The organism is Rhizobium sp. L9, assembly GCF_002531885.1.
GTDB lineage: Bacteria > Pseudomonadota > Alphaproteobacteria > Rhizobiales > Rhizobiaceae > Rhizobium.
This window is the reverse complement of record NZ_NWSZ01000016.1, coordinates 1-26,884: the sequence shown is the minus strand read 5'-3', so window position 1 is coordinate 26,884 and position 26,884 is coordinate 1. Positions and strand designations below refer to the sequence as shown.

At 60.5% G+C, this 26,884-nt stretch carries 21 protein-coding genes; 11 read left to right on the top strand and 10 right to left on the bottom strand.

Features of this window, described 5'->3' with window-relative positions; translation table 11 throughout:
- Window positions 1–131: 131 nt before the first annotated feature.
- The 10 genes from CO660_RS16985 (at window position 132) to CO660_RS16940 (ending at window position 11,868) form a co-directional block, all read left to right on the top strand.
- A complete protein-coding gene (locus tag CO660_RS16985) occupies window positions 132–1,235 on the top strand; it encodes an NAD-dependent epimerase/dehydratase family protein (RefSeq protein WP_097599708.1) in 1,104 nt (367 codons plus the stop codon).
- The gene (locus tag CO660_RS16980) at window positions 1,232–3,274 is read left to right on the top strand and encodes an NAD-dependent epimerase/dehydratase family protein (protein ID WP_097599707.1); all 2,043 of its coding nucleotides are present in this window, start codon (window positions 1,232–1,234) and stop codon (window positions 3,272–3,274) included. Before CO660_RS16985 ends, CO660_RS16980 begins: the two co-directional genes overlap by 4 nt.
- On the top strand, window positions 3,271–4,383 hold the full coding sequence (locus tag CO660_RS16975) for a glycosyltransferase family 4 protein (protein ID WP_245421337.1): 1,113 nt from the start codon (window positions 3,271–3,273) through the stop codon (window positions 4,381–4,383). The genes CO660_RS16980 and CO660_RS16975 overlap by 4 nt, the downstream gene beginning before the upstream one ends.
- A gap of 2 nt (window positions 4,384–4,385) precedes the next feature.
- Complete coding sequence (locus tag CO660_RS16970; protein WP_097599706.1) at window positions 4,386–5,516, top strand: glycosyltransferase; 1,131 nt, start codon at window positions 4,386–4,388, stop codon at window positions 5,514–5,516.
- Complete coding sequence (locus CO660_RS16965; protein WP_097599705.1) at window positions 5,513–6,601, top strand: glycosyltransferase; 1,089 nt, start codon at window positions 5,513–5,515, stop codon at window positions 6,599–6,601. Before CO660_RS16970 ends, CO660_RS16965 begins: the two co-directional genes overlap by 4 nt.
- Window positions 6,598–7,698: a glycosyltransferase gene (locus CO660_RS16960; protein ID WP_097599704.1), complete on the top strand. Its 1,101-nt coding sequence runs from the start codon at window positions 6,598–6,600 to the stop codon at window positions 7,696–7,698. The genes CO660_RS16965 and CO660_RS16960 overlap by 4 nt, the downstream gene beginning before the upstream one ends.
- Window positions 7,699–7,710: 12 nt before the next feature.
- On the top strand, window positions 7,711–8,757 hold the full coding sequence (locus CO660_RS16955) for a UDP-glucuronic acid decarboxylase family protein (protein WP_097599703.1): 1,047 nt from the start codon (window positions 7,711–7,713) through the stop codon (window positions 8,755–8,757).
- 20 nt (window positions 8,758–8,777) lie between these two features.
- Window positions 8,778–9,512, top strand: coding sequence for a TIGR04290 family methyltransferase (locus CO660_RS16950; protein WP_097599702.1), 735 nt, complete (start codon window positions 8,778–8,780; stop codon window positions 9,510–9,512).
- Between the two features lie 121 nt (window positions 9,513–9,633).
- Window positions 9,634–10,548 (top strand): cytochrome c, encoded by a 915-nt coding sequence (locus CO660_RS16945; protein ID WP_097599701.1) that lies wholly within the window; start codon window positions 9,634–9,636, stop codon window positions 10,546–10,548.
- Window positions 10,549–10,695: 147 nt separating this feature from the next.
- Window positions 10,696–11,868 carry a helix-turn-helix domain-containing protein gene (locus CO660_RS16940; RefSeq protein ID WP_097599700.1) on the top strand — a complete coding sequence of 391 codons (1,173 nt, stop codon included), beginning with the start codon at window positions 10,696–10,698 and terminating at the stop codon, window positions 11,866–11,868.
- 392 nt (window positions 11,869–12,260) lie between these two features.
- Here the strand turns inward: CO660_RS16940 and CO660_RS16935 are convergent, their stop codons facing one another.
- The 9 genes from CO660_RS16935 to CO660_RS16895 all read right to left on the bottom strand — a co-directional run bounded on the left by CO660_RS16935 (window position 12,261) and on the right by CO660_RS16895 (window position 21,067).
- Entirely contained in the window at window positions 12,261–12,683 is a 423-nt protein-coding gene (locus tag CO660_RS16935) for a c-type cytochrome (protein ID WP_097599699.1), read from the bottom strand.
- Complete coding sequence (locus CO660_RS16930; protein WP_097599698.1) at window positions 12,658–13,551, bottom strand: cytochrome c oxidase assembly protein; 894 nt, start codon at window positions 13,549–13,551, stop codon at window positions 12,658–12,660. Before CO660_RS16930 ends, CO660_RS16935 begins: the two co-directional genes overlap by 26 nt.
- On the bottom strand, window positions 13,548–14,150 hold the full coding sequence (locus CO660_RS16925; RefSeq protein WP_097599697.1) for a cytochrome c oxidase subunit 3: 603 nt from the start codon (window positions 14,148–14,150) through the stop codon (window positions 13,548–13,550). The genes CO660_RS16930 and CO660_RS16925 overlap by 4 nt, the downstream gene beginning before the upstream one ends.
- The gene (gene ctaD / locus CO660_RS16920) at window positions 14,147–16,060 is read right to left on the bottom strand and encodes a cytochrome c oxidase subunit I (protein ID WP_097599696.1); all 1,914 of its coding nucleotides are present in this window, start codon (window positions 16,058–16,060) and stop codon (window positions 14,147–14,149) included. Before ctaD ends, CO660_RS16925 begins: the two co-directional genes overlap by 4 nt.
- The gene (gene coxB, locus CO660_RS16915) at window positions 16,057–17,040 is read right to left on the bottom strand and encodes a cytochrome c oxidase subunit II (protein ID WP_097599695.1); all 984 of its coding nucleotides are present in this window, start codon (window positions 17,038–17,040) and stop codon (window positions 16,057–16,059) included. The genes ctaD and coxB overlap by 4 nt, the downstream gene beginning before the upstream one ends.
- Complete coding sequence (locus CO660_RS16910; RefSeq protein WP_097599761.1) at window positions 17,037–17,579, bottom strand: cytochrome c; 543 nt, start codon at window positions 17,577–17,579, stop codon at window positions 17,037–17,039. The genes coxB and CO660_RS16910 overlap by 4 nt, the downstream gene beginning before the upstream one ends.
- Window positions 17,580–17,800: 221 nt before the next feature.
- Complete coding sequence (locus CO660_RS16905; RefSeq protein WP_097599694.1) at window positions 17,801–20,203, bottom strand: FdhF/YdeP family oxidoreductase; 2,403 nt, start codon at window positions 20,201–20,203, stop codon at window positions 17,801–17,803.
- Between the two features lie 159 nt (window positions 20,204–20,362).
- On the bottom strand, window positions 20,363–20,614 hold the full coding sequence (locus CO660_RS16900; protein ID WP_183704250.1) for a hypothetical protein: 252 nt from the start codon (window positions 20,612–20,614) through the stop codon (window positions 20,363–20,365).
- Window positions 20,615–20,710: 96 nt separating this feature from the next.
- The gene (locus tag CO660_RS16895) at window positions 20,711–21,067 is read right to left on the bottom strand and encodes a hypothetical protein (RefSeq protein ID WP_097599692.1); all 357 of its coding nucleotides are present in this window, start codon (window positions 21,065–21,067) and stop codon (window positions 20,711–20,713) included.
- A gap of 2,019 nt (window positions 21,068–23,086) precedes the next feature.
- Between CO660_RS16895 and CO660_RS16885 the strand changes: the two genes are divergently transcribed.
- Window positions 23,087–23,425 carry a hypothetical protein gene (locus CO660_RS16885; protein WP_097599690.1) on the top strand — a complete coding sequence of 113 codons (339 nt, stop codon included), beginning with the start codon at window positions 23,087–23,089 and terminating at the stop codon, window positions 23,423–23,425.
- Between the two features lie 337 nt (window positions 23,426–23,762).
- Here CO660_RS16885 and CO660_RS16880 read toward each other — a convergent pair whose 3' ends face one another.
- Entirely contained in the window at window positions 23,763–26,783 is a 3,021-nt protein-coding gene (locus tag CO660_RS16880; RefSeq protein ID WP_097599689.1) for an FAD-binding and (Fe-S)-binding domain-containing protein, read from the bottom strand.
- Window positions 26,784–26,884: the final 101 nt, after the last annotated feature.

Genomic DNA, 26,884 nt, shown 5'->3' with positions numbered 1-26,884 from the left:
GTTCCGGTAGAGCTCAAAGAAGTCATTGATGATGAAGTCAATAAAGATGTCATTGAAGAAGGAACTTTTCCATTCGCGTTCGGTTCGGCGCCTATCTCCGAAGCAAATTATTCAACCGGACGGATCTCATAATGACGATTTTGATAACTGGAGGATGCGGCTTCATTGGTCGCCACGTTGCTGAAGAACTTCTGAACAATGGCTATGATGTGCGCATTCTCGATGCGCTGATCGATCAGGTGCATGGCGATGCCGAAGTCAGCGTGCCTGATGGAGCAGAGATCATCCAAGGCGATGTCCGGGACAAGGACGCTGTGCGCGCGGCGCTTGTCGGTGTGAACGGCGTCATTCATCTCGCCGCCGAAGTCGGCGTCGGACAGTCGATGTATGAAATTGCCCGCTATGTCGGCTGCAACGACCTCGGCACCGCGGTGCTCCTCGAAGCCATGATCGGCCTTCCCGTCAAGACAATCGTCGTCGCCTCATCGATGAGTGTCTATGGAGAGGGGCTCTATCGGACGGTGGATGGAAAGCGGCTCGGCTATGTCAAGCGGCGCATGCAGCATGTCAAGCAGGGCCGGTGGGATCCGCTTGATCAGGATAACCAGCCGCTGACACCGGTCGCCACCGATGAGGAGAAACCGGTCGATCTGGCGTCCATCTACGCTTTGACGAAATATGCCCAGGAAAGGCAGGTTCTGATTTTCGGCGAAGCCTACGGGCTGGATGCAGTCGCGCTGCGTCTCTTCAACGTTTTCGGAGCGGGCCAGGCGCTTTCCAATCCTTATACCGGCGTACTCGCCAATTTCGGTTCGCGCCTCGCCAACGGCCAGCCGCCGATGATCTTCGAGGATGGCAGGCAGCGGCGCGATTTCGTCCATGTTCGCGACGTGGCGACAGCCTTCCGCCTGGCTCTGGAAAAACCCGCGGCAGCCGGTCACGTGATCAACATCGGCAGCGGCCAGGCCTATTCGATCGCCGATGTCGCGACGCTTCTTGCCGATGCCATGGGCGTGCCCGAGATCGGCCCTGACATCATGAACAAGGCGCGTTCGGGAGACATCCGCAATTGCTTCGCCGACATTTCCAAGGCGCGCGAACTGCTCGGCTTCGAACCGAAATATCGTCTCGAAAATGCGCTTGCCCCCTTTGCCGAATGGGTGCGGCAAACCGGGGCGGTCGACCGCGGCGCCGAAATGAAGCGGCAACTGGAAGAGCGGGGGCTGGTTTCATGAACAAGGCCGGTGCTCGAGCATCCGATCATCAGGAGACGAGGCAATTCGGTTTCGTCGAATGGTTCCGGCCTGGTGAATATGAGCGGGCTGAGGTCGCGCTGCCGGATATTCTGGGAAGCGGCGCCAGTTATCTCCGTACGCATCTTTCCTGGGCCGAATATCTGGCCCCCGGCGGCCGGCAATGGTTCGATTGGCTGATCCCGCGTATCGGCAGCGAAATCGATCTTCTGCCGTGTATACACTATACGCCGCCGTCTCTGTCCCGGACTGGCAAGTCTTCGGGCGCGCCTGTCGATCTCAAATCCTATGCCGACTTCGTCGATCATATCCTGACGCGCTATGGCCGCTATCTCAGTCATATCGAGCTCTGGAACGAGCCGAACAACCTGCTTGACTGGGATTGGCGCCACGACAGCGACTTTCTGCTTTTCTGCGAAATGGTCGGAGGCGCCGCCTACTGGGCGAAGCAGAGGGGCTATAAGCCGGTGCTTGGCGGCCCGTGCCCCTTCGATCCCCATTGGCTCAATCTGATGGGCACGCGCGGCGTGCTTGGCGTCGTCGATGCCGTCGGCTTCCACGGTTTCCCTGGAACCTGGGACAGCGAGGAGGCAAGCTGGGGCGGCTGGGACATGCATCTCGGAGAGATGCGTGGGATTATCGATCGTTATAATGCCGATGCAGAAATATGGATCACCGAAACCGGCTACTCCACCTGGCGCAATGACGAGGTCGAACAGGCGCGGCGCTTCATCAAGGCACTGAACGTGCCGGCCGATCGCATGTACTGGTATTCATGGCGCGACGTGCCGCCGGATGTTCCAGTTCAGGAAGGCCTGTGGTTCGATCCCAGGCATTATCATCTGGGCGCTGTCAGCCACGACAATAAACCGAAGCTGCTTGCCCGCCTTCTTATGGAAGGAGGCGTCAAGAGGCTGGAGGAGGTCGCGGCCCTTGCCGCTCCCAACATCGCCTCTGGCGCCGCGCCGATCATCGTCACCGGCGGCAGCGGGTTTGTCGGCTGCAATCTCGCCGACCGCCTGCTGAGCGATGGCGAGGACGTCATCATCCTCGACAATCTGGCACGATCGGGAGTCGATCAGAATCTCTCCTGGCTGAAAGAGCGGCATGGCGGGCGGGTGCATCCGGTGCTCGCTGACGTTCGTGATCTGCTGGGCATCGAAGCAGCCTTCAGGGATGCCAAGGCCGTCTTCCATTATGCTGCCCAGACGGCGGTGACCACCAGCCTCGTCGACCCGCTGGAGGATTTCGAAACGAACGCGCGCGGCACGCTCAATGTGCTGGAATCGGTGCGCAGAGCAGGCAAACGGGCTCCCGTCATCTTCGCCAGCACCAACAAGGTCTATGGTGCTCTCGACGAACTCGGCATGATCGAACTCGACGATCGTTATCTTCCCGAAGACGAGACCATCAGGACGCAAGGGATCGGCGAGGATCGGCCGCTCGATTTCTGCACGCCGTATGGATGTTCGAAGGGCGTGGCCGATCAGTATATCCTCGACTACGCGAAGTCCTACGGCATTCCTGCCGCCGTCCTGCGGATGAGCTGCATCTACGGACCGCGCCAGTTCGGCACCGAGGACCAGGGCTGGGTGGCGCATTTCCTGATCCGCGCGCTCGGCGGCGAGCCCATTTCCATCTACGGCGACGGCAAGCAGGTTCGGGACATTCTGCATGTCGATGATGCCGTCGCTGCCTATCGGGCGCTGTTTTCCAATATCGAGCGGGTCAGCGGCAAAGCATTCAACCTCGGCGGAGGGCCGCGTAACGCCGTCAGCGTGCTCGCGGTGCTGCGCGAGATCGAAGTGCTTGCCGGCCATCCTGTCGAAACCAGCTTTGGCCCATGGCGCGCCGGCGATCAACTCTATTTCGTGGCCGACACGACGAGACTTGAACAGGAAACCGGCTGGCAAGCCGGAATCGGATGGCGTCATGGTTTGCGGCACCTCGCCGAATGGCTGACCGCCCATCGTTTCGGAGGCCGGCAGATCCGCAGGGAGAAGCGGAAGGCATCGGCATGAGCGAACATGAACGAAGCAAGGGGCACCGCCGCGTGCTGATGACGGTTGATGCCATCGGCGGCGTCTGGCGTTACGCGATGGATTTGGCCGCAGCTCTGAAATCGAACAACATCGAGGTTGTCTTTGCGGGGCTGGGGCCTTTCCCGACAGACGACAAGGTTGCGGAGGCCGGCCGGGCCGGCAAGCTCGTCTGGCTGGATGCGCCGCTCGACTGGACGGTCGAGAATGAAGAGGCAGTTGCCGAAGTTCCGGGGCTGATCGCCGATCTCGCGCGCCGGGAACAGGCCGATCTTCTGCATCTCAATCTGCCGTCGCAGGCGGCGGGCATGGAAACAAACCTGCCGATTGCCGTGGTTTGCCATTCCTGTGTCGTCACATGGTTTGCCGCCGTCCGCGGACGTGAAGTGCCAAAGGACTGGCAATGGCAGCATCGTCTGAACCAGAAGGGCTTTGCATGTGCGGACGCGGTGATCGCACCAAGCCGCAGCCATGCTAGAGCGATGGAAGCGGCCTATGGAACGATCGGAAATCTCCAGGTCGTTCACAACGCCAGCGCCCTTGAGGCCTCCGACGAGCCCAAGCAGGAGTTTGTTCTTGCCGCCGGGCGCTGGTGGGACGACGGCAAAAACGGCGCGGTGCTTGATAAGGCTGCAGCTATGACGCGATGGACGGTGGCGGCGGCCGGCGCGACCACCGGTCCCAATGGCCAGACCATGCGATTTCGCCATGCCGATCACCGCGGCGAGCTTTCGCATGAGCGGATGAGCGCCTTGACGCGGCGGGCGGCCATCGTCGCCTCGCCGTCCCTCTACGAGCCTTTCGGTCTAGCCGCTCTCGAGGCGGCGCGGGCGGGCGCGGCGTTGGTGCTTTCTGATATCCCAACCTATCGCGAGATATGGGACGGGGCTGCTCTTTTTGCCGAGCCGCATCGCTCCGATGCCTTCGCCGATGCTTTCAATAGGCTTGCCGACGATCCGCAGCTGCGGGCAGCGTTCGGACGAAAAGCTCGTGCCAGGTCCGCCGCCTTCAGCGTCGAGGCTCAGGCAGAGGCGATGTGCGCGATCTATTCCGGCACGCGCGCGCGTGGCTTTTCAACAGCAGCGGAGTAATCATGAAGTTTGTCTTTTACACCCATTCACTGGTCTCCGACTGGAATCACGGCAATGCTCATTTTCTTCGCGGCGTCATGCGCGATCTCCAGCGGCGCGGTCATGAGACGCTGGCGCTGGAGCCGCAGGATGCCTGGAGCCGGGCCAATCTGGTGCGAGACCAGGGGGCGGCTGCGGTCGAGGCATTTCACCAGGCATTTCCGCAGCACCGTTCGCGGACTTATGGTGTCGAGTTCGACCACGAAGCAGTGCTTGCCGACGCCGACGTCGTCATCGTTCACGAGTGGACGGAACCGCAATTGGTCGAGAGGCTCGGCCGCATCCGGCGCGATGGCGCGACCTTCACGCTGCTTTTCCACGATACGCATCATCGCGCTGTCTCCGCCGAAGGCGATATCGCGGGGCTGGCGCTTGACGACTATGATGGTGTGCTGGCCTTCGGGCAGACGCTGCGCGACCGTTATCTCAGAGCCGGCTGGGGAAAGTCGGTCTTTACCTGGCACGAGGCGGCCGACGACGCCCTGTTTCGGCCGCTGCCGGAGATCGAGAAAACCGGAGACCTCATCTGGATCGGCAACTGGGGCGACGACGAACGGTCGGCCGAAATCGGCGAATTCCTGATCCGTCCCGCCAGAGATCTCGGCTTGAACACGATCGTTCGCGGCGTGCGCTATCCCGGCCATGCATTGGACGAGCTGCGCAAGGCCGGCATCGCCTATGGCGGCTGGATAGCCAATGCCGACGTTCCCGCGGCCTTCGCCCGCCATAGGGTCACCGTACACATTCCGCGCCGACCCTATGTCGAACACCTGCCGGGTATTCCGACCATCCGTGTCTTCGAGGCGCTCGCCTGCGGAATACCCCTGCTCTCGGCGCCCTGGAACGACGTCGAACATCTGTTCGAGTCCGGCAGCGACTATCTTGTCGTTAGCAATGGTGAAGAGATGAAGAAAAGCCTGCGCGATATCCTCTCCGACGCCGATTTGGCTACGAGCCTTGCCGCTGCCGGCCTTGAAACGATCAAGGCCCGTCACACCTGCCGCCACCGCGTCGACGAGCTTTTCGCCATCCTGGCGCGCTGCGGCACGCATAGGGTCACCGCAAACCTGCAATCCAGGGAGGCCGCCGAATGAAGATCGCCTTTTACGGTTCAAGTCTCGTCTCCGCCTATTGGAACGGCGCCGCCACTTATTATCGCGGTCTGCTGCGGGCGCTGGCGGAGAAGGGTTATGACATCACCTTCTATGAGCCCGATGTTTATGATCGGCAGAAGAACCGCGACATGGATCCGCCGGACTGGTGCAGGGTCGTCGTCTACGAAGGGACGATTGACGCCCTCAAGGCCGTGACAAGCGAGGCGGCCGACGCTGATATCGTCGTCAAGGCAAGCGGCGTCGGTTTCGAGGACGACCGATTGCTGGAAGAGGTGCTGCGCAATGCCCGGCCCCAAGCGTTGAAGATCTTCTGGGACGTGGACGCGCCGGCGACGCTTGCCGAACTCAGGGCCGACCCAGATCATCCTTTGCGCCGGGCCCTCGCCGGGCTTGATCTCGTGCTGACCTATGGCGGCGGCGATCCTGTCGTGAGCGCATATCGTTCCGTCGGAGCGGCCGAATGCGTGCCTATCTACAATGCGCTGGACCCGCAAACGCATCATCCGGTGCCGCAGGACTACCGCTTCGTCGCCGATCTCGGTTTCCTTGGCAACCGCCTGCCGGATCGCGAGGCCAGGGTCGAGCATTTCTTCCTGGAACCGGCGTCGCGTCTGCCGAACCGGACGTTCCTGCTCGGCGGTTCCGGCTGGCAGGACAAGCCGATCCCTTCAAACGTCCGCTATATCGGCCATGTCCCGACGCGTGATCACAACGCCTTCAACGTGACGCCGATGGCGGTCCTCAACATATCGCGCGCCAGTATGGCGGAGAATGGTTTTTCCCCTGCGACGCGGGTCTTCGAGGCCGCTGGCGCCGCGGCTTGCCTTATTACCGACTACTGGGAAGGCATCGATGTCTTTCTGAAGCCCGGCGAGGAGGTCCTGGTCGCCCGCGACGGACAGGACGTGGCTGCCTTGCTCAGCGGCTTGTCCCACCAAGCCGCACGGGAAATCGGAGAAAGGGCGCGCCGGCGCGTTCTGGCCGAACATACCTATGTCAATCGCGCCGAAACGGCGGACGAGATTTTTCGCGCCCGTCTTGGCGCGCGGGAGGCCGCCGAATGAGGGGATCGCTCGACATCGTCTTCTTCGGCCTCTCTCTTTCCTCTTCCTGGGGAAATGGCCATGCCACGACCTATCGCGCCTTGATCAAAGGCCTTAGGCAGGGTGGCCATCGGGTCCTGTTCCTGGAGCGGGACGTGCCGTGGTATGCCAGCCATCGGGACTTACCTTCGCCTGATTTCTGCGAGCTCGCCTATTATTCCGATATCGGCGCAATGGTCGAGCGTCACGGCGAAAGGCTCGGCAAGGCCGACGCCGTCATCGTCGGATCCTATGTTCCCGATGGCGTGCCGCTCATCGACAGGCTCGGGGCGCTGGAGCTGAAACGGCTCTGCTTCTATGACATTGACACGCCGGTCACCCTCGCCAAGCTCGATCGCGGCGACGAGGAATATCTGGCGCTGCGCCAGATTCCTTTATTTGACACCTACTTCTCCTTCTCCGGAGGAAGGGTGTTGACGCGGCTCGAACAGAGATATGGCGCGCGCAGGGCCATCGCGCTCTATTGTTCGGTCGACGAGAGGCGCTATGCCAATACCGGCGAGCCCACTTGCTGGGATCTCGGTTATCTCGGAACTTATAGCCCCGACCGGCAGCCGACACTGGAGCGGCTTCTGCTGGAGCCGGCCTGCCGCCTGCCGTGGATGCGCTTCGTTGTCGCCGGGCCGCAATATCCCGCCGAGATCGAATGGCCGGCCAATGTCGAGCGCATCGAGCATCTGCCGCCTGCCGATCACGCAAGCTTTTACAGCCGGCAGCGGTTCACGCTGAACGTGACCCGCGGCGACATGATCGCCGCCGGCTGGTCTCCCAGCGTGCGGCTGTTCGAGGCTGCCGCCTGCGGGGCGCCCATTATCAGCGACTTCTGGCAGGGCCTCGATGAGCTGCTGCCGGACGGCGAGGCCTTGTTCATTGCGCGCGCGCCGGAGGATGTCGTGGCGCTGCTGACGGAGCTTCCCGACACTGACCGTCTGGCGGTCGCCGCCGCAGCGAGAAAGCTGGTGATGAGCAGTCATACCGGTGCCGCACGTGCCGGTGAGCTCGTCCGGGCTCTTTCCGACCTGCCCGCCAATCCAGCTTTCGACCGTATCTCAGCGTGAAGGAGAGTATCGATGCTTCAAGTCAATCGTCGCGGAAAAGGCAAGACTGTTCTGGTGGCAGGAGGCGCCGGTTTTGTCGGCTCGCATCTCTGTGATGCTCTTCTCGGCCGTGGCGACAGCGTGATCTGCGTCGACAGCTATCTCACCGGCTCGCCCGGCAATGTCCGACCGTTGATGAATCACCCGGGTTTCCGGCTGATTGAACAGGACATCTGCAAAATCCTCGAAATCGACGAACCGCTCGACCAGATCTACAATCTGGCCTGCGCCGCCTCGCCACCGCAGTACCAGGCGGATCCCGTTCACACGATGATGACGTGTGTCGCCGGCACGGGTAATCTGCTGGCGCTCGGCGAGCGGCACCGGGCCTCGTTTCTACAGGCATCGACCAGTGAGGTCTATGGGGATCCGGCCGAGCATCCTCAGAAAGAGGACTATCGCGGCAATGTCAGCTGCACGGGACCGCGCGCCTGTTATGACGAGGGAAAGCGCGCCGCTGAGGCCCTTTGCTTCGACATGCTGCGTGCGGGCCGCGTCGACGCGCGGGTCGCCCGCATCTTCAACACCTATGGGCCGCGAATGCAGGCGAATGACGGGCGGATCGTTTCCAACTTGATCGTGCAGGCTCTCTCGGGCAAACCGCTGACCATTTACGGAAGCGGCTTGCAGACGCGGTCCTTCTGCTACGTCAGCGATCTCGTGGGCGGTCTGATGGCCCTGATGGATCTGCGGCCCAACCCCGGAGCGCCCGTCAATCTCGGCAACCCGGGCGAGTTCACCATCAACGACCTCGCGCAGATGATCCGCTCGATGGTGCCGGTGCGAACGGCTGTTGCCTACAGACCTTTGCCGAAGGATGATCCTCAGCGCCGCCGCCCCGACATTTCCCGCGCCACCGAACTTCTCGACTGGCAGCCGACGGTGCCCCTCGCCGAGGGGCTGAGATATACGATCGATTGGTTTGCCGCCAATTTGAATGATGGCCCCCGAAAACGCGTCGCGGCGGCTCGTCGTCATCGGGGCGCGGTGGCCCCGCAGGCTGCTCCCTTGGACAACTAAGCGAGAAGCGGATACAAGCGATGACGAACCTGGCTTTGAAGCAGCGTATCAACGAACTCGGCCCCTGGTTTCAGAATATGCGGCTCGGGGAGTTCGAAACCGCACCGGATCACTTTCTCGGTGACTACCCGGCATTCAAGTGGGAAGGCTTCAAACATGTCGTGCCCAAGGACCTGGAAGGGCGGAGCGTTCTCGATATCGGCTGCAATGCCGGCTTTTATTCGCTCGAAATGAAGCGCCGCAACGCCGGTCGGGTGTTGGGCATCGACAGCGATCCACGTTATCTCGAGCAGGCCCGTTTCGCCGCCGATCATTTCGGCCTTGATGTCGAGTTCAGGCAGATGTCGGTTTATGAGGTGTCGAAACTCGGGGAGAGGTTCGATCTGGTGCTCTTCATGGGCGTGCTTTACCATCTGCGCCATCCGTTGTTGGCACTGGATCTGCTATACGAGCACGTGGTTGCAGATCTCATGCTGTTCCAATGCCTGCAGCGTGGCGAAGAGCGTATTGCCACTCTTGAAGAGGATTACGACTTTTCGGAATGGAAGGTTTTTAACCGGCCGGATTTTCCGAAGCTGTTCTTTGTCGAAGAGCGCTATGCTGCCGATCCCACCAATTGGTTCATTCCCAACAAGGCGGCGGTCGAAGCGATGCTGCGCAGCTCGGGTTTTGTCATAGAGGCCAATCCCGAGCGAGAAGTTTATCTCTGCCGCCTGGGGCGGCGGCCATATATGGTCGAGCCGCCGCCCGGTTGAGGTGTTCATGCAGAGCGATTGAGCTTTCCATGGAAACGCGAAACCGCTCTGAGTTGTCGTTCGCAACTCCGGACGGAAAACTGTTTCACAGGTTTCCCGGGATTGCTCTAGCGGGTCCAGGATGGTGAAAGGTGCCCGATTGTTTTCGACCGCTGTCGCCGCGGTCCTCCTTGTCTGCCTCGCAACCTGGCTGCTGACGAGGCCGCATCCACGCTTCGCTGCCGGCGATCCCACGCTGACGCCGGGGGATGTCGAGCGCGGCAGAGTGGTCTTTGCTGCAGGCGGCTGCTCCTCCTGTCATGCTTCCCCCGGTCAGCCGGACCGCTTAAGGCTCGGAGGAGATCTTGCACTGGCCTCGCCCTATGGGACCTTCAGAGTTCCCAATATCTCGCCCGACCCGGTTGCCGGTATCGGATCGTGGTCGGTTGCCGACCTTGCCAATGCGCTGATTTCAGGGGTCTCTCCCTCAGGGCAGCATTATTACCCGGTATTCCCCTATCCCAGCTACACGGGGATGACTCTCGGCGACGTCAGAGATCTCTACGCCTTTCTGCACTCGCTTTCGCCCGTGCCGGAGTGCCCGCAGCCACACGATATTTCCCCCTTGTTTCGCATCCGCCGCTTCGTCGGCTTCTGGAAGCTTCTGTTCTTCCACGAAGGCAGATCGGAAGCAGCGCTGAGCGGCGATCCCGTGCATGATCGCGGTGCCTATCTCGTGGAGACGCTCGGTCATTGCGCCGAGTGCCACTCATCCCGCAACATATTCGGCGCGTTGAAGCCAAAAACCAGGTTCGCCGGCGGAGTGAGTTCTGAAGGTGTCGGCTTCAACCCTAACATCACGCCGACAGGTATCAGCTCGTGGTCGCAGCAGGATGTCGCCGAAATGCTTCACAGCGGCAGGACGCCGGGTCACGGCTATGTCGGCTGGTCCATGGCGGATGTGGTCGAGAATACGGCGGAGCTCCCGGAGGCCGACCGGATGGCTATCGCCCGATACCTGAAGTCGCTGCCGCCGCGCCCGACGTCCCATCCTTGATGCGTATCGCCGATCGAGTGATATTGAAGAACGCGAGAACGGGGGGATTAAGCTATTATTGATGCAACGTCATCAGGTTGGGCGACGGAACAGTGCAATGGCCGCAACGTTTTGAGTGAACAGGTATAATGTGAGAGGCAGATCGTCATGAATACGGCTTTTGACGAACTCGCGCAAAAGGCTGTCCTGGTCGTCGAGGACGATTACGCTCTCGCCAGCGAACTCGCATCGAAGCTGACAGCAACCGGAATCAAGATAGTCGGGCCTGCACCGAGCGTCGAACGAGCGTTGCAATATATTGAAGATTCCCAAATTGAAGTGGCCATTCTGGACATCAATCTCGGTGGAACGACGGTGTTCCCTGTCGCCGATGCGCTGGCTAAGCGCAATATCCCGTTCTTCTTCGCAACCGGCTACAGCCGTGATGTCGTGCCTCCCCGCTTTGCGGATCGGATTTTCGTGGAAAAACCGCTGGACACGAGCGCGATTTATACTGCCCTTTCCGAGTGCCGAGGTTCGACGGCGAGGTCATCAGGCGGTCAGAAGAATCTCGTTCTTTCCGCTCTTTCTCCGCGAGAAGATGATCTTATCCGGCCGCATCTCAAGCAGGTTCAGCTGGTTCAAGGCGAGGTTCTTGAAAGGCAGTTTGGAGAGATCACGACGGTTTCCTTCATTGAAAGCGGGACGGTCTCGCTGGTCGCCTTGTCGCTGGATGGCTCACAGGTAGAGGTTGGCCTTATCGGGCGTGAAGGGGTAACCGGCACGGGGCTGTTGGAGGGCGATTGGCGCACTCCCTACAAGCTTGTGGTGCAGACCGAAGGAACCGCGCAGCGCACCGACGTCGACAGCTTCCTTCGTCTGACGCAGAGGGCACCGCAGTTGCGATCGCTTTCATCAACGTTTTCAAGGACGCTCGCAATTCAAATTGGTTATACGGCCCTCGCCAACAGCCGATATTCCATCGAACAGAGACTGGCCCGTTTGCTGCTTATGCTCGATGATCGATCGGAAGGCCAGGTGCTGCTTCTGACCCACGAGCATATATCTTCGATGCTCGGCGTCCGGCGTTCCGGAGTTACGGGCGTACTTCCAATTCTAGAAGGCGAAAAACTCATCCGGTCGGTACGAGGAAAGGTAATCGTCCTCGATCGCGAGGGCCTCATTCTCAAGGCCAGTGGTTCTTATGGCATTCCGGAGGCGGAATACGAGCGGTTGATGGGGTTTTCATTGCGGGGTGGCGAGAATGTTAGAAGGGCGCATGACCAATCACGTCCTCACTTCTACAACCCCCAAATACCGGGTAGGAATAGCCGCTCCTAAATCACAGTGGCGAAAATTGCTGAATTTCGTCACAGACGGGGATCCCATTGGAGGGCAAGTTTTGCACGCCGCAATCGTTCGACCCCAACCCCGTTTTTGGGACGCGCAAAGACTTTTGCAGCGGATGCTGTCGCTAAGAGATCGACGTAAAGTTCTTGCCCCGTCGCAGCGCGGATCCGCCGGCCTGTTGCTTCTCGTCACATTCTAGCAACTCTGCCTTAAGCCTCTCAAGGTGCGCCACATGCATGTCCTGCGACTCCTCGAAATTGGTCAAAAGCCGTATCGCCTTCACGTCGGCGCCGCGGTTGGTCAGCTCAGCGACAATCTCGCGCTGTCGAGCGCCGTGATGATCCGAGCAACTTTAAAGGCGGGTTGATCGGAAACCCAGATTTCTAACGAGCATAGAGATAGGCTGCCAGATCGCGGGCCTCCTGGTCGGATATTCCGGTGGCCGGCATTGCCGTTCTTGGCGAATGGGCCTGCGGCGCGACAATCCAGCCGATGAGGTTGTCGGCGGAATTGTTGAGCACGCCGGCAATGTAGACCCGCTCGCGCAGACCGGAGAGATCGCCGCCGACCTTGCCGTCGGCGCCCTCGATGCCTGGAATGGTGTGACATCCGGCGCAGCCATATCGGCGAAAAATCGCCGGCGCCCGCGCCGGATCGCCTTTTGTCATGGCGACGGCAACAGCTTGCCTTTCGGATCGCTGCCGGTAGATGTCGGTCAAGGTCAATGCCGCCGTCAGGCTCACCAAGCAGGCGGCAATCAGCAAAGCGGGGCGAAGGGAATTATGGGGCGACGATACGTGTTCCATCTGCGCCTCCCTTTCCGGAATCCCTGATCCACAAAGCCGTCAGCGCCAGCGCAATCGCGGCATAGATGACGCCGGCGGGAACCCACATTACCAGGCCTGCCATCTGCTGGTCTTCGAGCGGCGACAGCCCCCAAGCCCCAGACGATCGGGTCTGCACGGCGTAGAGCACGTTCGGTGACAGGGCGAGGAGGGCCCCGAGAATGCTCATATGGAGCATGGTCAGGAAGAGATGCCAGGCCGCCAGCCCCCTGTTCGTCTTCCAGATGACGGACCACCAGAACAGGACGGCACTTAAGAAAAAGGAAAGATGCTGCAGACGATGGAGCGGCGTGCTTTCGATCGCGGCGTCGAACAGAACAGGCGCGTGCCATGCCCAGATTGCCGCCCCGTGCAGCAGCGTCGCGACAGTGCCGTTGCTCAGCAACGTCCAGCTCCTGCGGACGATGCTCGAGGCGAGCATCTGTCCTGCCCGGCGCCTGACGATCCTAGGCAACCCCCAGAGCAACACCGCCGACGGGCGTGCCGATACGATGAGCGGCGCGGCAACCGCCATGACCAGCTCATGTTCGATCATATGGACGGTGAAAAGCTGCTCTCCCAGCCAATGCAGGGGAGAGACAAGCGCTCCGGCAAGCACCAGCCAGCCCGCCCAATAGGCCAAAAGCCGCTGCGCGACGATGCGGCGGCCCGTGGATGATCGCGACATCAAGCAAACGCTTCCGCTTGCAGAGAGGGCTGCGCAGACTGCGAGCGGCGCGATTATCCAGGGATCGGCCGTCCATGGGAAGGAACTCGAATGGGCATGGCCGTCATGTGCCAATCCCGGTGTCGCCATAAGAAAAAAAGCGATTGTGGTTGCTGTTCTCATAGCCGCGGCACCCAATAGATGCATCCGTAGAGAGGAAGCCAGGCGAGGACGACAAAGTTCCAGTAGAGCGCGTTGTCTTCGACATCGCCGTAGCGCCGCGCATTGTCGCCATGCTTCGAAAACATCAGGCAGGCGAGAACGACGGTATCGACGAGGTCGGTGATGATGTGGGTTGCGTGCAGGCCGAGCATGGTCCAGACGATCGATCCATAGGCATCATCGTCCCAGCCGATGTGAAGGGCAGGGAATTCGTAGGCGCGGGGTATGAGGGGTGCCGCTCCGAGAAGCGCCATGACGATCAGTCCCGCGCGCACCTTGGGGAGATCCCTGTGCTTTGCCCACCGCGCGACGAGCATATTCGGCACGATGCTGACGAGAAGCAGCAGGGTGAGAATTGTGCCGGGAAGAAGATCCGGGGCAGGGGCTTCGATCGGCCAACGCGGCGCCAGGCTCATGAGATAGAAGTAGACGACAATCGCCAAGGCGAATCCCATGCCTTCGATCAGCATGAAGGCACTGGTGCCCCAGAACGTCAGGCTCGCACTGCCCAGGCCGTGCAGGGGAAGCTTCGACAGATCGGTGACCACGCGCTCCTTCATGACTCGTCCTCCGGCGTTTGCTTGGGCCAGAACCATCCCGTCAGAGTGATTGCCACCGGCACGGCTCCCCAGACGACGGCCCACGGGCTGAAGATCGAGCCGATCAGCATAATGCTCGTGGCAATGGCGGCCAGAAATGGCCAGATGGAATCGGCTGGCGAGGACTCCCGCGCTTCCGGCTCGCCTGATGTGACGCTGCTGACGATCAGTTCCCGCCGATCGATCCGAAGTCCGGTCGCCACCGGCAACGTCTCGCCGGATGTCCAGAGCGGTTCGCGCGATTCGACTACGGGAATATGCCGAAAATTGTAAGGGGGAGGGGGCGAAGCTACGGCCCATTCCAATGTCGAGGCGTTCCAGGGATTGGGGCCGGCCGGCCGGCCGTGGCGGAAACTGCGCAGGGCATCGATGAAGAAGACGAGGAAGCCGGCGGCCAGGATGAAGGCGCTGAGGCTGACGAACAGGTTCAGGCCAGCCCAGGGCAGCTCGGGCGGATAGGTGTAGACCCGCCTCGGCATGCCTTGGAGGCCCAGGATGTGCATGGGGAAGAAAGTCAGGTGGAAGCCGGTGAAGATCAGGCCGAAGGCCCAACGGCCGAGCCTTTCGCTCATTATCCGGCCGGTCATCTTCGGGAACCAGTAATAGATCGCGCCGATCAGCGGGAAGACGGAGCCGCCGATCAGCACATAATGGAAATGGGCGACGACAAAATAGGTGTCGTGGACCTGGGTATCGAGCGGCACCGACGCCACCATGACGCCGGTCAGGCCGCCGATGACGAAGGTGATGAGAAAGCCGATGATGAAAAGCAGCGGTGTCTTGAACACCGGACGGCCATCCCACAGCGTTGCCAGCCAGCAAAAGATCTGGGTTCCGGCGGGAATGGCGATTGCCATGCTCGAGGCGGTGAAAAAGCTGCTCCCCAGCCGCGGCAGGCCGGCCACGAACATGTGGTGCACCCACAGGCCGAAGGAGAGAATTCCGGTGGCGATCATTGCTAGCACCAGCGGCATATAGCCGAACACAGGACGCCGCGTGAAGGTGGAGATCATGGCGGAGACGATGCCGACTGCCGGAAGAAAGATGATGTAGACCTCGGGATGACCGAAGAACCAGAACAGGTGCTGCCAGAGAAGCACATCGCCCCCTTCCGCGGGATTATAGAACTGGGTGCCGACCAGCCGGTCGAGAATGAGCGACGAACTGGCGAACATGATTGCCGGCATGGCCAGGATGACGAGAAAGGCGGTGACCAGCATCGACCAGACGAAGACGGGGATTCGATCGAGCGACATGCCGGGTGCCCGCAGCTTGAAAACGGTCACGACTATTTCGACGGCAACGGCGAGGGCGGAGACCTCGGTGAAGGTGATCATCTGTGCCCAGAGGTCTGCCCGTTTCCCCGCGCCATATTGCGGGCCGGCCAGAGGCACGTAGGAGAACCAGCCGACATCGGGGGCAGTATCGAGGGCGAGGGAGATCCACAGCAGCAGCCCTCCGGCGAGATAGATCCAGTAGGAGAAGGCGTTCAGTCTGGGAAAGGCGATGTTGCGGGTTCCGACCATCAGAGGAACGAGATAGACCGCCATCGCCTCCATGACCGGCACCGCAAACAGGAACATCATGTTGGTCCCGTGCACGGTGAAGATCTGATTGTACCGGTCCGCGCTGATGAAGCGGGCCTCGGGGAAAGCAAGCTGGAGGCGCATCGCCAGTGCAAGCACGCCGCCGAGGATGAGAAAGACAAAGGCTGTCGCGATATAGCGTCTGCCGATGATCTTGTGATCGACCGTGGAGAGCGCTGCTAATAATCCAGGCGGCGTCGACCATGTGCGCCTGAGGAAGGCTTCCGCCTCGGGACAGCCGGCAGCCAGGTCGGCGGGGGAAGGGGTTCTGCCGCCGACCGTCATCGCAGACCACTCATATAGGCGCTCACCTGTCGCAGCTCTTCGCCGGTGAGGGGGACCAACGGCATGTTGTTGCCCGGCTTCAGCGTTTGCGGGTCGGCAATCCATGCCGCAACCGATCCTCGGGTATTCTCCAACAGCCCCGCCGCAATCATGCTGCGGCTGCCGACATGGGTGAGGTCAGGCCCGGAGGTGCCCGATGCCTCGGTGCCGCGGATGGTGTGGCAGGCGGCGCAAGGCTTGCTCATGAACACGAGCTTTCCCGTAGCGGCGTCACCGTCGGCCGGCGCGGCTGCCGTCTTTCTCTGCAGCTCCAGCCATCTGGCATAGTCCTCCGGCTCCTCGGCGATCACCAACAGCGCCATGTGGCTGTGCTGCAGGCCGCAGAATTCGGCGCATTGGCCGCGATAGATGCCGGCTTTGCTGGCATGCAGCGTCAGCCGGTTGTCGCGGCCGGGGACCAGATCCTGCTTTCCCGTCAGGTTCGGCACCCAGAAGGAATGAATGACATCAGTCGAGTCCAGGCGCAGCCGGACATCGGTTCCCACGGGGATATGCAGCTCGTTGGCGGTCTGGAACGTCCTGGCGGGATCCGCATCGAGATAGGTGAACTGCCACCACCACTGCTGCCCGCGAACGGCGATGGTCGGCGAATTGTCGCGGCCGCGGTCGACGCCATTGGTTGCGTAGAAGCTGGTGATCGTCAGGAAGCTTACGACCAGGACGGTCATAACGATTGCGCCGGCAACGACCCTTGCCATGGAACGCTCGGCTTGCGGTTCGCCGGGGATCTGGTTTTTCCTGCGAACCAGCGCCCATACCACGCCGCTCATGACAAGCACGAAGACGACTCCGCAGACGGCGACAAACAGCAATATCAGGCTTCTGAGTTCCGAAGCGGCGGGTCCGTCCGCATTCAGTGCCGATTGCGTGCCCGCAGCGCAGCCGGACAGAAACAGGGTGCATGCCGGGGCGGTCTTCAAGGCCGGACACCTCGATCGGAGCGGACGCCCACCGGCCCTTCCTCGAAAAGAGTTACGGCCGGCGCCCGGTTCTCGGCCGGTCTTGTATGCTTGTCGTCGTTGCGGCTTGGCGCGGTATAGAGGGCCGAATAGGCGCCGATCGTCCTGACATAGCCGGCGAGCTGCCAGATCTCGTCGCTCGTCATTTTGTTCGCGAAGGCAGGCATGCCGTGAGGCCGTCCGTCGCGAATGGATGCCACGACCGATACCATTTCCGAGCCATAAAACCACCAGCCGTCAAGAAACGAAGGGCCGGTCCCGCCTCGTCCGTCTCCATGGCAAGTAGGGCAGCCGAACCAGGAATAAAGGCGCTTGCCCTGGCTCAGATCATAGGCGGTGCGCTCATAGGGCTTACCAAGCGCGAAATAGACGTCGGGTGGTGTGCCGCCGATCCTGTCCGGCATCAGCCGGAACTCATCGAGAGACGATGTGACCGGTGGATCGGCACGATATTGCCTTGGATGTCTTGCCCAGCCGATCGTGGCTCCGATCACGAACATACAGAGCAGCACTATCGAGACCAACCAGGTGCCGTCCTTCTTGACGGCGCTATTGGCAAGCAAAGGGAAGCGAGTGGGACCGGACGTCACGGCGGGATGGGCGCGACGCAAGCGCGGTTGGCTTGCCCAGGCGATGGCGGCCCAGACGGCTGCCATCGTGAGAAGCGATACTGCCGCCGACCAGGGGACCTGCTTGCTTTCGCGCATTGCCGGGACCCGGGTCAGGACCGCGACGACAGGGCCGAGAGACTGAGCCGCACCGGCAACATCTTGTAAGACGGGGTCTTGGCCTTGGCGTCGTGATGCGCCAGCGGAAAGAGCGGGTTCGCCTCAGGGTAATAAGCCGCACAGCACCCGGCCGGAATTGCGTGCCGAGCAACCTTGAAGCCGGTGACGCGGCGCGTTGTGGCGACATCGATGGCGGTCGTCAGATCGACGAAATCGCCTTCCTTGAAGCCCAGTCTGCCAATATCCTCTTCGTTCATGAATACCACCTTTCGCGATCCCCGCACGCCGCGATAGCGATCGCCGTAACCGTAGATGGTCGTGTTGAACTGGTCGTTGGAGCGTAACGTGGCGAGGTTGAGAACCTCTGTGGCGCCCGGACCGATGTCAAGTTCGGGGAAGAGCCGCGGCGGCGTGATGAAATTGGCTTTCTGGTTGGGCGTCGTCCATTTGCGTTCCCTGGCCGGCACGGGTCTCGGAATGCCGCCAGGTTGAAACATGCGTTTGTTGAAATCCCTGAACGTCTCGGGATAGGTCGCTTCGATCGCATCGCGGATCTTCGAATAATCGCCGACCCATTCGTCCCACGGGACTCGACCCTTCGCCAGCGTCGCCTTGGCGATGCCGGCGATGATGGCGGGCTCCGACAGAAGCTCCTCGCTTGCGGGCTTCGCCTTGCCGCGCGAGCCATGGAAATGCGCCACGGAACTTTCGATGGAGACGGCTTGCGGACCGCTCGCTTGTTCATCGACTTCGATACGGCCGAGACAGGGAAGGAGATAGGCGATTTCGCCATGGATGACGTGGCTGCGATTGAGCTTCGTCGCGATCTGTACGGTCAGGCGGAGTTTGCGCCAGGCCTCCTCCATCGCTTCCGTTTCCGGGACGGCGCGCAGGAAGTTGCCGCCGAGGCTGACGAAGGCTTTGGCCTCGCCCTCCATGATCGCCTTGCAGGTGTCGACGGTTGAGCGTCCTTCCCATTGTGGCGGTTCGAACTGGTAGAGTTGCGCCAGTTTGTCGAGCGGCACGAGGTCCGGCTTTTCCGTTATCCCGACCGTGCGCTGGCCCTGCACGTTCGAGTGGCCGCGCACGGCGCAGATATTGGCGCCCGGCTTGCCGATATTGCCGCGCAGCAGCGCGAGATTGGCGACCATATGAACGTTCTGGACACCCATCACATGCTGCGTCAGACCCATGCCATAGACCATCAGCACCGCTTCCGAATGGGCATAGGTGCGGGCTGCCTGGATCATCTGCTCGCGGGTCAAGCCGGAAACACGTTCCAGTTCGGCCCAGTCATATCGGCGGGCGGCTTCGGCAAACTCCTCGAAACCCGATGTATGCGTGTTGATGAAATCGTGGTCGAGAACATGCTTTTTGTCGGCCGCCGCAATGGAAGCGGCGAACGCCACCGACGCGGCATTATCCGGTTTATGGGGCACGGCATCGGAGCCGGAAACCTTACTCATCCCCATTTCCTTCATTGCATCGTCGGCCTCGATCAAGGCTTTGCAGACGCCGAAGAGGGCCGCAATGTCGCCGCCGTTCTTCACCTGATAATATTCCGACGAAATCGGCGTCGACCGGCCGGTCAGCATCTGGCTCGGCATTTGCGGGTTGGTGAAACGTTCGAGGCCCGGTTCGCGCAACAAATTGAAGGTGACGATTTTCACGCCCCGGTCGACGGCATCCTGCAAGTCATGCAGCATCCGCGGGGAAGAGGTGGCGACGTTCTGCGCCATGTAGAAAATGCAATCGCAGTTCTGGAAATCGGACAGGATTGCCGTGCCGACGGAGGCTCCGATGCTTTCCGGCAGGCCGACCGAGGAGCTTTCGTGACACATGTTGGAAGAATCGGGCAGGTTATTGCTGCCGAAGATGCGGGCAAAAAGCTGATACATGTAAGAGGTTTCGAGGGAGGCGCGCCCGGACGTATAGAAATCAACCTCACGCGGAGGAATTGACCGGAGCTCCCCGCCGATTTCTGCGAATGCATCGTTCCAGTCCACCGGCTCGTATTTGTCGGTCGAGCGGTTCCACCGCATCGGATGGGTCAGGCGACCTTGTTCTTCGAGATCGTGATCGCTCCATTGCTCCAGCTCATGCAATGTATGGGCGGCGAAGAAGGCGCGGTCGGCGCGGCGGGAAGTGACCTCCCAGGCGGTCGCCTTTGCGCCGTTTTCGCAAAATTCCATCGCATGCGGTTTTGCAGGCTTGGCCCAGGCGCAACTGACACACATGTAGCCGTCTGGTTTGTTGTGATGGGAAAGCAGTGACGGCCCCGATCGGGGGACGTGTTCGCGGAGAAGAATTTCTCCAAGAGATCGCGCCGCCGCCCATCCGCCAGCCGCATGCGTGCTCTCGCCGATAGTTGGCGGATGTTTCGATCGCGCTGACATTTTTGCCTCCCGATATTGTCGAAGGAGAATCCCCGACAGATATTTTGCGATCCAAACTCTTCGAGAAACAAACTGTTCCAGGCGAGTCGGCAAAGTGACGAGCGGCGCTGTCGATAGCCGATGACGGAAGACGATTGGCAATAGCCGCGTCGCAAATGCTCAGAGCGGCGTCGGAGCGTTGGCCTCCACCTCGGCATAGAGCTGACCGCACATCGTCAGCGATCGCCGCATCGCAGCGACGCGATCTTCGGCGTCTTTGGATGAATAGGCCCAGATGTCGGTCGCCCAGCTCTTGCCATCCATTTCGTACTGCAGGGCAAATTTATAGAGCCGTCGCTCATCTGCATCGGTGCTGACGAAAGCGCGATCGGGATCATCGCGGCGCTGGCGCGGAAAACTTACAACATTCACAACCTGCTCCTCGGGTTCACCTCGTCGCCAGGGCTCGAAAGGCCGCATTTCCTTGGACTAACCTGATTGCCCGGATTCCGTTCCCTGCGCACCTCGTCAGAGCAGGCCCATGGCGGTCTGGCCCTGATATGACGACTCCGAACGCTCATGGTTTCGGCCAGGCTGGAGGTCGTCGTCCTTGCTCCTGACGTTGGCATTCCCGGCCCCCGATCGCCCACAAATCGCGAGAATTCGCCGCTTGTCAGGCCGCCCTTCGATCGGCGTAGTGACGCTGTCCACGAGGCTTTTGAAAGCCTCGTGGAGAAGTTCGTCGCGGGCCAGCGGAAGGTACGGTTCCCAAATATCGGCAAGCCGGTCGTTGATCGCCAGGCGTTCCGGGTCAAGCTGCTCGCGGATGTGATTGATCGCAGCCAGGCTGCGCTCTGCTTCGTGGGAGCCGATAGCTCGTTTCACGTCGTCTCTCCTTTACTCTTCGCCAAAGATGTTGCTGATGTGCTGTGCGACAGGCTCCTCGAACTCAGCCTCCGCGGCTTGGCGGGGAGTGAGGACGGGGAAGGCGACGGACTCTGGCCGGCCGCCTTCTTCCGCCCGAGCCCTGGCCTCCTTTGCCGCCTTCTTTGCAGCCCTGACGGCGTTCGCGTATCCGTTTGAAAAAGCGCCGGCGTTTTGAACGAGTAGAGCTTTGTCTTAATTGTCTTCTGCTCCATTCGAACCACGATGCCTTTGAAGACGGGTTGCGGGATCGTCACGCACTGCCACATCTCCATGTGGCTCGTGAAAGCCAATACGCTCTCTGCATCGTTTGTGATTTCCCAGGACCCGGACAAGCGTTCACCACAATCGTTGAAATCCGATGACCTGGTTGCATTGAAAGTATTCGCGACACTCCTGAGAAGCGCTGCCAGAGGCGCCATTTCATATCTCCGACCGTGAATCCATGATGGCGGACCAACTCGTCGGGTTATTGGCCGGTCAAATAGCGCCATTTCCACGGCGCTGAAACAACGCCGCGCCTCCCGTGGATACAGGCAATACAAATCGCCAGTATTCCAGGCATCTGACAGAGACAGGAGACTTATTTGGGAAGTTGCGCTGCCATAACCTATGAGCGCATGACGCTGTCGGGTGACATGCGTGCTCTGGTGCTGAGCGGTGAGTTCGAGATCTCGGACGATCCGGTAGTAGCGCGTGCCAAGAACCGCAGACGCCTGGCGGGGAGCGATGCAGGTCGTTTGAATCCACCAGATCCAGTCATCATCGGTAGGCGAGAGGCTACCGGCTCTACCGTGTTGTGCAGGCGCTGCGTATGATGAAGAAAAGGGCGCTCTACGAGCTCGGATCGGAGCGCCCTGGGCTCGCCGGCCCTTGTTGCGATGATGGACGCCGACAGCGGGGCAGTTTTTGCCATCCGCCGCGCGGGAATTGCCGTACTTTGGCGAGAGCTGTTTCAACGACTTCGGAAGACGCGAGTTCAGCCTGTGAAAAGACTCCACCATCGCAAGCAAATAGAAAAAAATTCTACTTGCAATCGCATTTTCAACTTGTAATCTCGCCGCTGTGTCGTGGCTGTTCGGACACAACTTACGATCAGGCAGCTCGGGGTAGGGGAAGACGTGAATGCTGCTGCAACAGGAGCATGAGGGCAACTGCATCTCTCTAGGAAAATGGGCGCAGGTTGGACGCAGAGAAGGCCGCAGGACTTGTGGCAGTCGAGCGACTCAGTCTGTCACCTTTGGTGACCTATGCGTTGGTCGTGACCAATCTCAATCGCAATTCCCAGGATGATTGCTGTATCGTGGTCACGGTGTGCAAGTCGTCTGTCAATTTGAGATGATGCCAAATTAAACTGCGAAATGTGTCCGGTCTTGCGCCTTTGACAAAGACAATCCGCTCTCCCAAAAATGACGCGATCCCTGCAATTTGGATTGGCGTCGACGCGTACCCTGACAAATTTCTAACAATGCGGAATCAAAATGTCATCTGAGCCTAAGTCGCTCCACAAGGAGTGGGGTCTGCTCCCGCTTTGTTTAAGCGCCATTGGAACGGTATCTGTAATTTTTGTCTCAATTTACCACGCCAACCAAGTTGGGGCTCCGATAGTGTACGCTGGCGGTAATTATATTGAATGCGATCGCTCAGTCGCCGCGTTATTAAACGCAATTATTTTTGTATATACGTATACTGGGCTCGCACTAATACTACTATCTTTGGCTTCTGTCGTATTTGCTTATTTCTTCGATCGAGCAACGTTTATTTTTGTCCTCGTATGCTTTGTGTTCTTTAGCTATCCATTTGCGACGATATTCGATAATACTAAAATTATTTTAATATCTTCTTCGGTCCAGAGGATTTGCAGGAGCGGAAGCTACCTCGTTGTAATTGTTCAACTTCCGATTTTGTTCATTTCATCTTACGTGATCATCGGAAATATTGTTTTTCTAGCCAAGCGCTGGCGTAGAGGGAGAACCAAAAATGGCTGAGACGAGAGGGTGGGATGATTTTGCAGAGGTTGCTGACGTTGTAGGAGCCATCGCGGCCGCCTTCGCTAAGCTCCTTCCCCAATACCCGGCTCTGCAATACGTAGGCCCGATGATTATCGATGGCGTGGGGCAGCTTACTGGCGCGGCGACGCCTGACGATCCCACTCAGGGCCTTCCGGAGCAACTGCGAGACTCGGCTCTCAAGTTCTTGGGCGGCGTTACCGGAGCAGCGCTCGCGCCGGCACTAGCTGAAATCATCGGAGCGAGCATCGTGGCGGCGGGCGGGGCGACGGTGATAACACCCGTGATGGCGGCAAAATCTCCAAAGTGAAGCCATTGAAATCATTGGCATGTCGCACTTGGAAATAGAATGTACCCCGCCACAGGCGAATCTGGCATAAGCTGAATTATGGAACTTGATTCATGTGGTGGGCTGTTCAACATCGCCGCGCGTCGTGCTCGGCCTGGTGTCGAGCATCTGACGGCCTGCGCAGATCCTCGGCACAGACCGTGGGATGAAGCGCGGGTTTTGCAGTGGTTTGTCAGCAGGCCGGCACTGGCGTGCGGGCTCTTTCCCTGCGAGACGCCGCAGCTTCGTTTCGGATAGCCGCGAAACCGACCGCGATCCTACTCCACGGTCTCGCTGCTTGCCTGCGGCACCCGGGTTTTCAACCTAACAGATCCCGGATGACTTCCAGAGGATGGGGGATCGTCCTGCGGTCTATTTCCTTGACCTGCGACCGGCAGGAATAGCCGCTCGCCATGACCACGGTCCCTTCCTCGCCGGCGGTGATCTGTGCCCAGCTCATCGTATAGAGCTTTTCGGAAATCTCTCTGTTGCGGACTTCGTGGCCGAACGTTCCCGCCATTCCGCAGCAGCCGGCATCGGCCACCTGCAGCTCGATGCCGAGGCTGCGGAAGACTGCTTTCCATTGCGCGACCGCCGAGGGCATGTTGGTGCGTTCGGTGCAGTGCGGCAGAAGCCGGACCGTCGCCCCGGCCTGCCGCCGGATCGCCTCCGCCAGGTTCCTGCCGTTTGCGGCGAGCCATTCCTGCGGTAGCAGCACGGATGCGTGGGATGGCCCTTTCGGCAGGGTCTTGTACTCGCTGCGATAAGCAAGGGTCATGGACGGGTCCAGCCCGACAAGCGGCACGCCGGTTTTCGCCAAACGATCCAGAGAGCGCGAGGTCGCGGCGGCCGCCTTTTCGAAGCGGTCGAGATAACCGTGCACATGCAGCGCCTTTCCGTTGGTGAGCGGCGGCGCGATCAACGGCACAAGGCCGAGCTTGCGGGCGACCTCGACGGCGGCGACGACCACTTTGGGGTCGAAATGCGCGGTGAAGGCATCGGGAACGAAGACGACGGTGCGGGCGCGCGCCTCGGAAGACATCGTCACAATCTGCTCCGCGTCGGCGACGGGGACGCCGAGGCCGGCCAGCGATGCCGGCGGCATCTTCGGCAGCGCGGTCAGGCCGACAAGCTTCATCGCCGCGCGGCCGGCAGCCGTTCCGGAAAGGAGATTGTAGAGAGGACGGATCTGCGCCATCAGCGGCAACGTCGTCTCGATGCCGGCCACCAGCGGATCTTTCAGCGGCCTGAGGTAGCGGCCGTAATAGAGGTTCAGGAACTTCGACCGGAACGCCGGGACGCTGACCTTGACGGGACATTGACCGGCGCAGGCCTTGCAGGCAAGGCAGGTATCCATGGCCGCCCGCACTTCGTGCGAAAAATCGGAGCGGTTGGCCGGGTTCAGCGAATTGAACGCCCGTCTGATGAACCCGATCGCCTTGTTGGAATTGCGGAGCCGAACCGCTTCTTTACGGGGATCGATGCCCTGCTCGACGAGCAGCCGCAGCCATTCCCGCATCAAAGCGGCGCGCCCTTTCGGCGAGTAGAGCCGGTTGCGGGTTGCCTTGTAGGACGGGCACATCGGGCTGGTCTCGTCGAAATCGAAACAGGCGCCGTTTCCGTTGCAATAGGCCGCATTGTCGAAGGCTGCGCGGATCTCGTTGCCAATGATGCGGTCGACGCTTCCACGCAAGGGAACCTCGTCGATCTTCATCAGTGCGCCATCGCCGGGTGTGGCGATCTTGCCCGGATTGAGGCGGTTCTCCGGATCGAACGCCTTTTTGATCTGCTGAAGGCTAGGATAGAGATCCTCGAAGAATTCCGGCACATATTCTGACCGCACACCCTTGCCGTGCTCTCCCCAGAGAACGCCGCCATGCTTGCGGGTAAGCGCCACCACCGCGTCGGTGATTTCCCGGATGAGCGGGACATGGTCGTCCCGCGTCAGGTCGAGGGCCGGCCGCACGTGAAGCACGCCCGCATCCACATGCCCGAACATGCCGTAGGAGACGCCCGCGGCATCGAGGAGCGCGCGGAATTCGCGGATATAGGCGGCGAGATTGTCGGGAGGGACGGCAGTATCCTCGACGAAAGCCACCGGGCGCACCGGGCCTTCGACACTGCCGAGAAGGCCGACTGCGCGCTTGCGCATGGCCCATATCGCCTCGACGTCCGCTTTCTCCCGGGCGATCGTAAGGCCGATGTTGCGGACGACATCGGCGCCGGCCAGTGCCGACGTCACCGCCATGAGCTTCTGTTCCAACTCCATCGGTTCGTCGGCCAACACCTCAGCGATATTGATGCCGTTGGCCGCGCCGCGCGGATCGTCCGGAAAAAACCGGGCGATGCCGCTCCACACGATGTCGTCCTTGGCAAGGCCAAGCACCTTCTCGTCGATCGTCTCCACTGAGGCGACATTCAGCGCGGTCAGCGACCTTGCGTCTTCGAGGGCTGTGTTGAAGTCGTCATAGCGGATATTGACCAGCGCCGCATATTTCGGGATCGGCAACAGATTGAGCTCGATCTCGGCGATCATCGCCAGCGTGCCTTCCGAGCCGCACATAATCGCATTGAGATCGAAGCGTCCGTCCTCGCGGCGGATATGCGCGAGGTCATAACCCGTCATGTAGCGGTTCAGGCGCGGAAAAATTTCCTCGATGCGCTCGCGCTTATCGCGCGCAATGCCGTCGATCGTCCGATGGATCTCCCCGACGCGGTCGCCGCGTGACTTGATTTCGGCGAGAGACACGTCGTCGAGAGGACGCGACCACCAATCCGTTGCGTCGGTCAGGACGATCCTGAGGCCGAGCACATGGTTGCTCGTTTTGCCGTAGAGACAGGAGCCCTGGCCGCAGGCATCGGTCGAGACCATGCCGCCGATCGTCGCCCGATTGGAGGTCGAAAGTTCCGGTGCGAAGAACAGGCCATGATCCTCAAGGACGCGATTGAGCTGGTCCTTGACGACGCCGGCTTCGACGCGAGCGACACGCCGCACCGGATCGATCTCCAGGATCCGGTTCATATGCCGTGAGCAGTCGACGACGAGGCCGTCCGTCAGCGATTGGCCATTGGTGCCGGTGCCGCCGCCGCGCGCGACGACGCGCAGACCGCGGAACGGGTCTTCGGAGAGGACCCGCATCACGGTCTTCATGTCCTCGATATCCTTGGGAAAGAGGATCCCCGCCGGCTCTACCTGATAGATCGAGTTGTCCGTCGAAAGAACGGTGCGCGAGGCGGCGCTGGTTTCGATATCACCCGCAAAGCCCGCCTCGAGCAGCCGCTCGAAGACGCCGGCTCCGGGAAGAAGTGACGATTCTCTAGTCTTGATACGAGGGATCATTTTTTATCGCTGCCGAAACGCCAGAGCAGCATTAAAGGTTTCCGCGCTGTCGGCAAGATCAACCCTTTCATACCTCTTTCGCGGGCCGCCATGGCGCGGTC

Excerpts from the sequence above, each read along its gene's own strand:
- ctaD (WP_097599696.1), bottom strand. The coding sequence starts at position 16,060 with ATGACGGTCGGCGGCAGAACCCCTTCCCCCGCCGACCTGGCTGCCGGC.
- CO660_RS16940 (WP_097599700.1), top strand. The coding sequence starts at position 10,696 with ATGAATACGGCTTTTGACGAACTCGCGCAAAAGGCTGTCCTGGTCGTC.
- CO660_RS16985 (WP_097599708.1), top strand. The coding sequence starts at position 132 with ATGACGATTTTGATAACTGGAGGATGCGGCTTCATTGGTCGCCACGTT.
- CO660_RS16960 (WP_097599704.1), top strand. The coding sequence starts at position 6,598 with ATGAGGGGATCGCTCGACATCGTCTTCTTCGGCCTCTCTCTTTCCTCT.
- CO660_RS16930 (WP_097599698.1), bottom strand. The coding sequence starts at position 13,551 with ATGAGAACAGCAACCACAATCGCTTTTTTTCTTATGGCGACACCGGGA.
- CO660_RS16945 (WP_097599701.1), top strand. The coding sequence starts at position 9,634 with ATGGTGAAAGGTGCCCGATTGTTTTCGACCGCTGTCGCCGCGGTCCTC.
- CO660_RS16970 (WP_097599706.1), top strand. The coding sequence starts at position 4,386 with ATGAAGTTTGTCTTTTACACCCATTCACTGGTCTCCGACTGGAATCAC.
- CO660_RS16975 (WP_245421337.1), top strand. The coding sequence starts at position 3,271 with ATGAGCGAACATGAACGAAGCAAGGGGCACCGCCGCGTGCTGATGACG.
- CO660_RS16925 (WP_097599697.1), bottom strand. The coding sequence starts at position 14,150 with ATGAAGGAGCGCGTGGTCACCGATCTGTCGAAGCTTCCCCTGCACGGC.
- CO660_RS16935 (WP_097599699.1), bottom strand. The coding sequence starts at position 12,683 with ATGGAACACGTATCGTCGCCCCATAATTCCCTTCGCCCCGCTTTGCTG.
- CO660_RS16910 (WP_097599761.1), bottom strand. The coding sequence starts at position 17,579 with ATGTTCGTGATCGGAGCCACGATCGGCTGGGCAAGACATCCAAGGCAA.
- CO660_RS16880 (WP_097599689.1), bottom strand. The coding sequence starts at position 26,783 with ATGATCCCTCGTATCAAGACTAGAGAATCGTCACTTCTTCCCGGAGCC.
- CO660_RS16885 (WP_097599690.1), top strand. The coding sequence starts at position 23,087 with ATGGCTGAGACGAGAGGGTGGGATGATTTTGCAGAGGTTGCTGACGTT.
- CO660_RS16955 (WP_097599703.1), top strand. The coding sequence starts at position 7,711 with ATGCTTCAAGTCAATCGTCGCGGAAAAGGCAAGACTGTTCTGGTGGCA.
- CO660_RS16950 (WP_097599702.1), top strand. The coding sequence starts at position 8,778 with ATGACGAACCTGGCTTTGAAGCAGCGTATCAACGAACTCGGCCCCTGG.
- CO660_RS16980 (WP_097599707.1), top strand. The coding sequence starts at position 1,232 with ATGAACAAGGCCGGTGCTCGAGCATCCGATCATCAGGAGACGAGGCAA.
- CO660_RS16965 (WP_097599705.1), top strand. The coding sequence starts at position 5,513 with ATGAAGATCGCCTTTTACGGTTCAAGTCTCGTCTCCGCCTATTGGAAC.
- CO660_RS16905 (WP_097599694.1), bottom strand. The coding sequence starts at position 20,203 with ATGTCAGCGCGATCGAAACATCCGCCAACTATCGGCGAGAGCACGCAT.